Genomic DNA, 10,279 nt, shown 5'->3' with positions numbered 1-10,279 from the left:
CCGCAACCACACCGCAGCATCCGACGAACTACGCCGCATCACCACCGGCACAAACCTGCGCTAACCTAACCCCGCGACCTGGGGAGTTTCAACGAGCAGGACTGGGGAAATTCGCTGAGCGCCGTCACCGGCAGTGACGTAGTGGCAGCGCTCGAGTCCAAAGCTGCTCGTCGACACTTCGATGCTGCCGACTGGAACATCGGTGCGGGCGTCTCATTCTCGTCGGCCAGCCGGCAGGCGCAATCGGCCTGCTGCTCCTGCTCATCGACGCCGCGTCGAGGCTCCGAAAGCGACGCAGATCCACCCCCTAGCTCGGCGCTGACGACTCGTCCAACATAGCGACCCTTGTGCTCGGTCGGGCAACTCATCCGCGAAGTCCGCTGGCATCCAGATCGGGGCGTGTGATCGAGGCGCAGTCAATACTCAAGTCGAATCCGACCGGGGTGGGATGGACCCCAATTCTCGGACCACCCGCAACTGGCGCCCTCAACGCGCCTGGGCGAAGGGGGTCGGCTACCTCATCTTCTTCAGCCGCTGGTTGCAAGCTCCGCTCTAACTCGGGCTGATTCTCGCGCAACTCATCTATGTCGTCGTCTTCGCGGTAGGGCTGTTCCACGTCATCAGCGAAGTGATTCAGCTATCAAGCCGTCTGAGGTCACGCATCCGGGTTCGACGCCTGGATGTGTGAAGGAACGGCCGTCAAGCAGCTGCCCGTCGGCGCGGTTCCCGGATTCCTGATCGACGGCACGTTCTTCAAGACGGGTCTTTCTGACCCCGCCCGGAGAAACTGATGTTCTCGTCAGATGATGTCGTCGGTGAGCGCGGCCGCGTTGCGGTCGAAGAGGATGAGCCAGGCGAAATGAGAGCGAGGAAGCAGCCGACAATCATCAGGCACACATGCACGCGGGCCACGCCCTGGACGGGAGCGGTCGGAATGGTCACCGTTATTTAGGGCGCGAGGGTGGCGTTCAGGTCGTTTTACCACCAGCTCAGGTCACTCGCGGTGGGCATACTTGACAGTCAAGCCCTCGACGAGAGACACGGCCAACACCACGCCGAGAAGCTGCATGTCGAAGTGCGTGGCTGAGAGAAGACGACGGAAGCCGAGATGGCGGCGGTCGCCACAATGCCCGATGCGCTGGCGGAGAACTGCGCCCCTCCGCGGGGAGGCTCGGGTATGATCCCCTCAGGGCGGGCTCGGCATTGTTCCGTGCGACGACGGAAGAGCCCGCAGACAGACGGTCGTGGCCGCGGCGATGACGCCCCGGAAGAAAGCCTCCTCCCCGATCGGCGTGATTATCGATCCATAATGACGGTTAATACCAGTGCGGTGACTCCCCCCGTTACTTTCTTTGTAGCCGTCTTGGGAACATTCTTGATGGTGTTGGCCTGCCGGGCCTCGGCATGATTGTTGCCCCCAGTCGTTGATGATCCGGGGGGTGTTGTCACCGGGGTCTGGTTGGGCTGTGAGTGATCGCTGATAGGGGCTGGGCCACAGTGTTTTGCTGAGGCCGTTCGTAACGTGGATGCTGAGACTCACCGCCCTTGGCTGGGCCAACGTTCAAAGCGAGCGGAGGAGCGATGTCAATCGAGAGGTATGACCAGGTCGAAGTTTTCATCGGCGTTGATGTGGGCAAGGGTGAGCATCACGCGGTCGCGTTGGACCGGGCCGGGCCGGGCCGGGCCGGGAAGACCTCGTTCGATAAGGCACTGCCGAACGATGAGGCGAAACTGCGTCAGCTCATCAGCGGGCTGAAGCAGCATGGTCGGGTGCTGTTCGTCGTGGATCAGCCCGCGACGATTGGTGCGCTACCGATCGCTGTCGCGCAGGCCGAGGGTGTGCTCGTGGGTTACCTGCCGGGCCTTGCGATGCGCCGGATCGCCGACCTGCACGCAGGGGAAGCGAAGACCGATGCCCGGGACGCCGCGATCATCGCCCAGGCAGCCCGGACCCTGCCACACGCGCTACGGTCGATCCAGCTCGCTGACGAACAGGTCGCCGAACTGTCGATGCTCTGCGGTTTCGACGACGATGTCGTCGGGCAGGCGACCGCGACCAGTAACCGGATCCGGGGCCTGCTGACCCAGATCCATCCCGCCCTCGAGCGGGTGATCGGTGCGCACCTTGACCACCCTGCTGTGTTGGATCTGTTGCAACGCTACCCATCACCGGCAGCCATGAAGGCCGCCGGGCCGACCCGGCTCGGGAACCGGCTAGTGAAACTCGCACCCCGGATGGGTCGCCGCCTCGCCGCCGAAATCAGTCAGGCCCTGTCAGAGCAGACCGTTGTCGTGGTCGGTACGAACGCCGCGAGCCTAGTGCTCCCACGGCTCGCCGAGCAGCTCACCGGGCTTCGCCGGCAACGCGCAGAGATCGCCGCCGAGGTCGAGCGTCTCGTGGAGGCCCACCCTCTTCAGCCCGTCCTGACGAGCATGCCCGGAGTCGGCGTCAGGACCGCAGCACGGCTCCTCACCGAGATCAGCGGCAAACACTTCGAAACCTCAGGCCACCTCGCCGCGTACGCAGGCCTCGCCCCCGTAACGAGGCGATCGGGGACCTCGATCCGTGGCGAGCACCCCTCACGGCGAGGGAACAAGATCCTGAAACGGGCGCTGTTCCTGTCCGCGTTCGCAGCACTCCGGGACCCAACGTCCCGCGCCTACTACGACCGCAAGATCGCCCAAGGCAAACGCCACAACCAAGCCCTCATCGCCCTCGCCCGACGCCGCTGCGACGTGCTCTACGCCATGCTCCGCGACGGGACCATGTACCAAACCCCCGACCCACTCAACGCTTGACAAAAACATAGCCCCCCCCCCCCCGTCGCGGCTGCCTGGTAGCTCGTTTGCGCGTTCTGCACTTCGCCTCCGATGCTCGCAATCGCAACGGCGGCAATGTTCCCGACGATGAAGGCTACGAGACCGAGAGCCGCACCGACCACGAGATGCAGCGGCCTTGCGCGACGGAATCCGAACGCTTTCAGTCCTCGTAGGCGGGTTAGCGATGCACTGGCCATGGCGATCAGCCCCATTAGCCCTGACGCCGCAAGACCCACCACACCGGCCGTGCTGTCCTCCGAAATGAGGGGCAGAAGAACGGCCACGACAGCGAAGGACGCGACGTATACAACGGATCCGGCGATGAGTTCTCGCCAACCCGGCCGACTTGGCGGATCCTGAAGACGGGAAGGCTCGGTGGTCACAGTGCTGCTCAGTGAAGGTCTCTCAGTCTTTGATGGTCCTGCAGGGCGGATAACGACGAAAAGCTGCTCAGCCCGCCGCGGGCGGAATTTTGAAGGTCGCAGACCCGATGTCCTGTTTCGAGGTGGAGATGAGCACGTACGTGGGCAGGAATGTGGACGCTGCGCCAGAGAGAGCATTGTCCGATGCCGGGTCGCTCACCGCGATAGAAAGGTCGGCGCGATTGACTCGGATCTTCTCGTTCGTAGGAGTGTCGATCCAGTTGCTGACGGCGCCGGACTCTATGGTTCCGATCTTCACCGCGAGTGTATGTCCTGGCGCCAGAGTCCAATCGGTCGATTTCAGACCGAAGCTCGTCGTGCCCTTGCTGATTACGGAGACCTGTTCGTCGAACATGACGGCGGTGCCGTCGGGTGCGACGTCGTAGAGATTCACCATGACGTTGCCATTCCCTCTCGTTTTCAGGGTGACTTCCGGCCGACCGGTGATTCTCGTGGCCACAGCGACTGGTTCGGACCACTGAGTGAAGCTATTGCCCATCTCGACTGCCGGGTCTCCTTCTGCACCATCGTCGACATAGGAACCACCGCGCAGCGAAATGGTGCTGGACGCATTCGTCACTGGCCAGGAGTCCTCGGCACGCCAGCTCCCCGTGCTGTCTTGGATGGCGAACGCGGGGTAGTCCACCGCGGGCTCGATTCCCTTGAGGTATGTGTCGAAGTGGGCCATCGTCTCATCGAACCAGCCCTCTCTGCCCATCATCAGCCGACCGTTTTCGTCGCGGTCGTTGCCGCGAGAGTGGCCCCACTGTCCGATCCAACCGCGTTCGGGCCCTTCGTTATTGGCGAGGAATTCCTCGACGCCGTCGGGTTCAGTGACGAACTCGAGTAACCCCTGGGTGAAGAGCAACGGCGTATCAGTGCCCTTCGCATGTTCGACCAGGTCGCGAGTCTTCCAGTATTCGGAATCAGGGTCGGCGGTGCGGTAGCCGGCCGAGTTCTCGACGGTGCACAAAGGATTCGCGGTCTCATAAGCCGCGTTAGCCAGGTAGCGACTGTCGTCATCCGCCATCTGAGGAAGAGTAGCGATGTCGTTGTAGCTGCGGGACGTATCCACGATCGGTGAGCGTGGCACACCATTGGACCTCATGGAACGGTACAGGTCCCACATCGGAGCCTGAGCGACGACGGCCTTGAGAGCATCCTGATCGAGGTTGTTACCGACGAGCCCGGTGATCGCATCGTAAGACTTGCCATACATGCCGACGGCGCCGGTCGACCACGGTTGGCTCGCCGCCCAATCGATCGCCGCTTTGACGTCGGCTTGCTCGCCATCGCCCATGAAGTCCAGGCATCCGGTCGACCCGCCGAAGCCGCGGAGATCGACCATGACGAGGGCATACCCGCGCCCGAAGAGATCCGTGCCCTCGATGAGGTCCATGAAGCGATCGGAGGGGCCGGTGTGCTCGAAGTCTTCGACCGACGTCTCTCCCGAATGCCCGAAATAGGACCCGACCGAGAGGATTACCGGTACCTTTTCGCCTGCGGCCAGACCTTCCGGCAGCAGAACGTCAGAGTGCAGCTCGACGTCAGATCCGTCCGAAGATGGGAAGTAGTGCTGTGTCCAGGCCGCGCCCTCGGGAACCCTGTCATTCTCTGCGTGCGTCACCGGGATGGTGTTCGTGGCAACGGCGCCGGACGCGGTGATGACGGCGGGAGGGCTCTCGGGAGGGGCAGCTGAAGCGGTCGCCGCCGAGATGATGCCGACTGCGAGCAGCAGCGACAACGCGGACGTCGCCGCTATTGCTCGGATGGCGAAAGTGTGCGCAGACATATTTTCCTTTTACTGTTTGGCCGACCTGGCTGAGTCGAAGGTTGTGTGGGTGGGGTCAAGGCGACGGTAAGCAGGAGCGCCAGATCTCTGGATTCACGGGGCGCGAAGCTTGCTTCAGACTCAGTAGAGCCCATGCCCTCAGGGCAGGGTCAAGACTTTTGCCCGCGGTCGAAACTGGTCGACGTTCGGTTCCATCGGCTTTACAGATCTAGGGAAAAATCGATATCAGCCCCACGGCACGGCCCCGGTCGCATGACACCTAGCAATGTCAAAGGGCGCGAAGCGCTTGCGGCGATTCGTCTCAGTACTACGGTGACGCTGATCCCGGCCGATGCCGCCTGAGATCCGGAACCATGAGAACAACAGCGATTTCGCTCTTCCGACGCCCAGCGTGCTTGATCGGGCGGGTAACTCCCGTCACCAGCAAGCGTCGCTCTTAATCACGGGTTCGCGCACCGCGACTGCCCGTCACCCACCGTCAGCCAACATTGGGGACTGTCGATGATCCTTTCCGGAGCCGAGCTACGTGACTCAAGATCCGGGCGGAAACCAGACACGTCGATCGATTCCCGAAGCTCAGGACTGGCCGCCCCGTAGCGCTGGTCTCGGTCAATCCGACCACAAGCCAGCGTCAGTTTTGGCGTGACGCAGAGATGATCGATCGGTTTGCTGTCCCTGCGGAGTACGTTCTACTACGGGACCATAAAAGGTCGAACTATCCTCCCACGGCATGAGGCGTTCGGATGGGGTGGGTACCTCAGCATGATGCGCCCGGGAGCGTTCCGCACCTATCGTTTTTTTATGACATTCGAATATCCTGCCGTTTCGGCCAGACAGGTGACCAAGACCTTCGGCGACGCCGACTCCCCCGTACACGCGCTGCGCAGTGTTGACCTCAATATCGTCGGTGGCGCTGTCACCGCCATCATGGGCCCGTCGGGCTCTGGTAAGACCACCCTGCTCCAGGTGCTCGCGGGGCTTGATTCGCCTACCTCAGGCCAGGTACTGATTGGTGAAACGGACATCACACAGCTCGGCGACGGAGACCTAACCCAGCTCCGACGCACCCACATGGGATTCGTCTTCCAGTCCTTCAATCTGCTTCCCTCACTCAGTGCCCTGGAAAATATTCGACTTCCGTTCCTGCTCGCTGGCCGGCGAATTGAACCAGAAGTTTCAGCATGGATCACGACAGTGACCGACCGTCTCGGCCTCGCGAACCGGCTCGACCACCGCCCACACCAGCTTTCTGGCGGCCAACAACAACGAGTCGCGATAGCACGGGCCCTCGCCACCCGACCACACGTGATCTTCGCCGATGAACCCACCGGCGCCCTCGACAGTGCGTCGGGAGCCGAGGTTCTTGCGTTACTACGGTCGGCATGTGAGGAATTTGAGCAGACTGTTGTGGTCATCACGCATGACCCGCAGACTGCGAGTATCGCTGATCGTGTGGTGCATATGCTCGACGGCACCATCGTTGACGACTGGGCCGGTGGAAACGCTGAACAGATTGCCGCACGCGTGATGCAAAGAAGCGCCCGATGAGACTCTGGGCGCTGAGAGCGCTTCGCGAATCCGCTAACGGCTACGCCGCTAGCGTTGCAGCCGTCGCCGTCGTCGCCGCATTCGCGGTGCTCCTTCTGGAATCGATCGAAGTGTTCACCAGAGCACTCACCTTGAGCGGCATGAGCGAGTTCGCGCTGGTGCAAGTAGGGCTCACCGCCGTCGGCCTTGTTTTCTTCGGAATCTCCGCATTCACCGCTGCGATCGTGATCTCGGGTACCTTCGCCACCACCTATGCCTCTCGCCTGAATGACATCGCTCTCCTTCGGCTGATAGGTGCGACCTCCCGGCAGGTGCGACGTGCGTCACGTGTCGATGGTCTCGCCGTCGGAATCGCCGGAACAGTAATCGGCATCGCACTGGGAATCGCCGTATCGGCAGGCGCGATCTTCATCGTGAACTCCATTTTCGGTGCAGGTCTCAGCTTCGCCTGGGTCTGGCAGATCATCCTCGTGCCAGCCGTGGCCTGCGTGGGGATCTCTCTGGTATCAGCCAGTGCCGGCGCCAAACGGATCTCGACGGTCTCCCCCGCTGGCGCCACGCGATATCGCGCCGAAAGCACACGGCAGCACGCCGCCGAAACACGGCTGAGGCGGCTCTGGATGATTGCTATGATCTCGGCCGGTGGAGGCCTGCTCGCGTTGGGATTCACCGCGGGGACCGTCTCACCACTGGGGCTCCTCATCGCGTTCCCGGGCGGGGTTCTCACAATCGTCGGTATTGTCGTCGGCGCTCACACGATAGCCGCCCCGATCGTCGAACTGCTCACGAGACGCCTTCCGAGAGGCGGCCAGTACGCTCTGGCCGGCGCAAATCTTAGAACGGAAACTGTACGCGCGTCTCGCACTATCATCTCCGTCCTGATCGGAGTGACCCTCATCACCATGTTCACGGTCGCTGGCAACATGTTCCTCGAGCAGGTGCGCGGATACGTCGGCGACACGGAGGCAAGCGAGAGCGCCGCCCAGATCGTGACAGTTATGCTGGCCGTCGTCTACACGCTCACCGCATTCTCCGTGCTGGTCGCGATCATCGGCATCGGCAGCAACCTGACCCTCTCGGTCATTCAACGACGCCAAGAAATCGGCATGCTCCGTTCGCTGGGGATGACCGTCCGGCAGGTTCGAGGAATGATCCTCACCGAAAGCGTGATCGTCACCATCATCGGCGCCGTACTCGGCATCATCCTCGGAACCCTCTACGGATTCGTCGGAGCCAACGCGACCCTTGGCGTGCAAGGAGTCACCGGTCCTGTCATACCGCCCACCTTCGTGATCGCGGTACTGGGCGGCGCCATCATCTTCGCCGCGCTGGCCTCCATCGTGCCGGGCCGAAGTGCCAGCCGCATCCCGCCAGCCGAGGCGCTTCGCCAAATTTGACATCGAACAGTTCACGACGACATCGATCGCCCGGGCGACCCGCTGGTGGTCGGCGTGAGGGACGGAGATCCTTCGACTGTTGTTGTTTGGTGTGAAGCTAGGCGTGTGATCGAGCGTGAAGTGGACTTTGAACGTCTCCGCGTGATGCGTTGCGGCTCCTGCAGACACGAATGGCGCGTGACCGGGGACTGGCTGGAGCTATTCGACCAGGGTCAAGAAGTTTGCCCAAAGTGCGGCACCGATTCCTCAACAGAGGATCGCCCCGACTTTTGGGCAAGGCCAGAAGACCCCTCGCATGTAGAGGGGAAGGTGCGGGAGATGTCGTGGTACCACACCTCCACAGAGCCGAACTGGCCCGCACGAGCGCTTGATCCAATTTCTCGTCTGACTGAGGTCACCAAGGAGAGGATGCGCGCGGTCGGCTCCGACGGAAAATCCTTCGAACGGTGGGCTGAAGGCCAGTTGGCAAAGGCGCTGCACGTGGGCACCTACGAAGCGGCGATAGAGAACATGCTTAGACGCATGTCAGACCAAGACGATGCCCACGAGCAGTTCTATCTCTACCGAGTGCAGCTCCACCCTGAAAGCATCATCGAGCCCGGCGTTCACAAGGAGCCCACCAACTTCGTAGGCGACGTCGTTCTGGAAGAAGTTTGCACACCCGGAGTCAACGTGTACCGATACGTGAACACGCGCGAAGACCCATCGAGTATCTCGCTCGCCGTCAACGTGAAGGCCATCCATTCCGTGCAAGGCATACCTATTCCACTGCCAGTCGAAACGGCAGACCCGTGGGTGAGCAGGGCCTCGGCTCGTCTACTTCACGCAGCGTCTCTTCCCATTCCGGAACCAAAGAATGCGCTGGAGCGGATGCGGCGGGTTTTGCCTACCGCAGTCACGCTCGAAGCTCAAAAGTTGACTAAAGAGGTTGCTCTCGCGATGCCCGCTGGGCTTCGCGATCGGTTTGACGTTCACTTCGACGATGCGAGCCTGCAGGCTGACCCGTCTGCTTTCGGGTCGAAGCTCGCCGGCTTAGCTGAACTTGTGCGGAATCCTCGCGCCGTTCTCCGCCGCCTCGATCAGCAGCCGTAGCGAGTCTCCTGACTGACTGATCAGATCGGCCCAAGAACAACTCCGGTAGCTCTGTTCCACCAGCTGTGCGATGGTGAGGTGGTGCGCGTGTTCGTTTACTCCCTTGCCGTCACGGTGGTGACAGTTGCTGGGCTATCCGTCGTCGGCGTACTTCAGGATCGTTTTTTGGGTCCGGGAGCAACGATTTCGGACGCCATTGGGAGGAGGGCCTTCGCGGTGATTGTTCTTCTCCCTGTTGTGCTGTTCTACATGCTCGCGGTAGCGGGCGTCGTTGGTGTCATCCGCCGGCGAACGTGGTGGGCTGGCGCGCTGGCCGGCCTCATTCCTGCGCTCCTCTTCTACGGACTTTCCGCCTTGATGAATAGCGAGAGCACTCCCATCGGAACAGTTGAGGAGCTCGCCGCTGCCGATACCGTCAGCAAGGTGTGGACTATTGTGGGCATTGCGTGGTGCACCATCGCCGGAACAGCTCTCATCAAGCTGGCGCAGCCGTCAAACGCCCCCACGGTTACTGCCCGTGAACTTTAGAATCGGCAGGCGACGCCGATCCCTTGGCCGCCCCTCTGCGTACCTCGTCGGCGCCGTCGGTGTCCTGTTAGCCACGGGTTGCGCACCGACGGTTGCGATGGACGCTGCGCCGAACGCGACGGACCCAGGATGCGCGGAGGTGATGGTGCGTCTGCCGGACAAGCTCGAAGGCTTGGACCTTCGAGAGACCAACGCTCAAGCGGCCGCCGCGTGGGGTTCGCCTGCGTCGGTGCTGTTGACCTGCGGGCTTCCCGCACAGCCTCCAACCTCGTTGCCGTGCTTACCGGTCGGTACGGTGGAGTGGATCATCGACGATTCCAAGCCGGCGTTCACGACGGCGACCACCCACGGCCGAAAACCAGTGACTCAGGTCGTAATCAACAGCACCCAAACAGGCGGTCAGGCATTTCTAGCTGATCTAGAAACAGCCATCGCTGCATCCCCGACCGACCAAGACGTCGCAGCCTGCAAATAAGATCCCGCTACAGGTCCCGCAAAGAGCGCACTATCTATTCATTTCGACGGCGCCGCCAAAGTGTTGACCCCTCGGAATGGGTCTGCCCAGAGTTTGGTTGTCACTGGGGGTTGATGGTTTTCAGGCCGCGTTTGCGGTTGTGTAAATTGTCTCAAACTCGACGGGGGTGAGTTTGCCGAGGCCCCGTTGGCGGCGTCGGCGGTTG

Annotated in this window: 7 protein-coding genes; 6 read left to right on the top strand and 1 reads right to left on the bottom strand. The window is 61.9% G+C overall.

Going from position 1 to position 10,279, the window contains the following annotated elements; genetic code table 11:
• Nucleotides 1-1,581: 1,581 nt before the first annotated feature.
• Entirely contained in the window at nt 1,582-2,799 is a 1,218-nt protein-coding gene (locus B7R21_RS19330; protein ID WP_116284882.1) for an IS110 family transposase, read from the top strand.
• Nucleotides 2,800-3,270: 471 nt separating this feature from the next.
• On the opposite strand, the gene B7R21_RS19325 is transcribed toward B7R21_RS19330, so the two are convergent.
• Nucleotides 3,271-5,034, bottom strand: coding sequence for a CocE/NonD family hydrolase (locus tag B7R21_RS19325; protein ID WP_116284881.1), 1,764 nt, complete (start codon nt 5,032-5,034; stop codon nt 3,271-3,273).
• Nucleotides 5,035-5,835: 801 nt separating this feature from the next.
• On the opposite strand from B7R21_RS19325, the gene B7R21_RS19320 reads away from it, so the two are divergent.
• The 5 genes from B7R21_RS19320 to B7R21_RS21065 all read left to right on the top strand — a co-directional run bounded on the left by B7R21_RS19320 (nt 5,836) and on the right by B7R21_RS21065 (nt 10,074).
• Entirely contained in the window at nt 5,836-6,582 is a 747-nt protein-coding gene (locus tag B7R21_RS19320) for an ABC transporter ATP-binding protein (RefSeq protein ID WP_116284883.1), read from the top strand.
• Nucleotides 6,579-7,979 carry an ABC transporter permease gene (locus B7R21_RS19315; protein WP_116284880.1) on the top strand — a complete coding sequence of 467 codons (1,401 nt, stop codon included), beginning with the start codon at nt 6,579-6,581 and terminating at the stop codon, nt 7,977-7,979. The genes B7R21_RS19320 and B7R21_RS19315 overlap by 4 nt, the downstream gene beginning before the upstream one ends.
• Before the next feature lie 105 nt (nt 7,980-8,084).
• The gene (locus tag B7R21_RS19310) at nt 8,085-9,071 is read left to right on the top strand and encodes a hypothetical protein (RefSeq protein WP_147305989.1); all 987 of its coding nucleotides are present in this window, start codon (nt 8,085-8,087) and stop codon (nt 9,069-9,071) included.
• An 81-nt stretch (nt 9,072-9,152) separates the two neighbouring features.
• Nucleotides 9,153-9,599, top strand: coding sequence for a hypothetical protein (locus B7R21_RS19305; RefSeq protein ID WP_172592300.1), 447 nt, complete (start codon nt 9,153-9,155; stop codon nt 9,597-9,599).
• 97 nt (nt 9,600-9,696) lie between these two features.
• Nucleotides 9,697-10,074, top strand: coding sequence for a DUF3515 family protein (locus B7R21_RS21065; RefSeq protein WP_116284877.1), 378 nt, complete (start codon nt 9,697-9,699; stop codon nt 10,072-10,074).
• Nucleotides 10,075-10,279: the final 205 nt, after the last annotated feature.

Source organism: Subtercola boreus (assembly GCF_003399625.1).
Taxonomy (GTDB): domain Bacteria; phylum Actinomycetota; class Actinomycetes; order Actinomycetales; family Microbacteriaceae; genus Subtercola; species Subtercola boreus_C.
Note: the sequence above shows the minus strand (reverse complement) of the source record. Positions and strands in the feature narration are given on the sequence as shown.

Bases quoted from the DNA above. Each gene is read 5' to 3' on its own strand.
- B7R21_RS19315 (WP_116284880.1), top strand. From the start codon at position 6,579: ATGAGACTCTGGGCGCTGAGAGCGCTTCGCGAATCCGCTAACGGCTAC.
- B7R21_RS19320 (WP_116284883.1), top strand. From the start codon at position 5,836: ATGACATTCGAATATCCTGCCGTTTCGGCCAGACAGGTGACCAAGACC.
- B7R21_RS21065 (WP_116284877.1), top strand. From the start codon at position 9,697: ATGGACGCTGCGCCGAACGCGACGGACCCAGGATGCGCGGAGGTGATG.
- B7R21_RS19330 (WP_116284882.1), top strand. From the start codon at position 1,582: ATGTCAATCGAGAGGTATGACCAGGTCGAAGTTTTCATCGGCGTTGAT.
- B7R21_RS19325 (WP_116284881.1), bottom strand. From the start codon at position 5,034: ATGTCTGCGCACACTTTCGCCATCCGAGCAATAGCGGCGACGTCCGCG.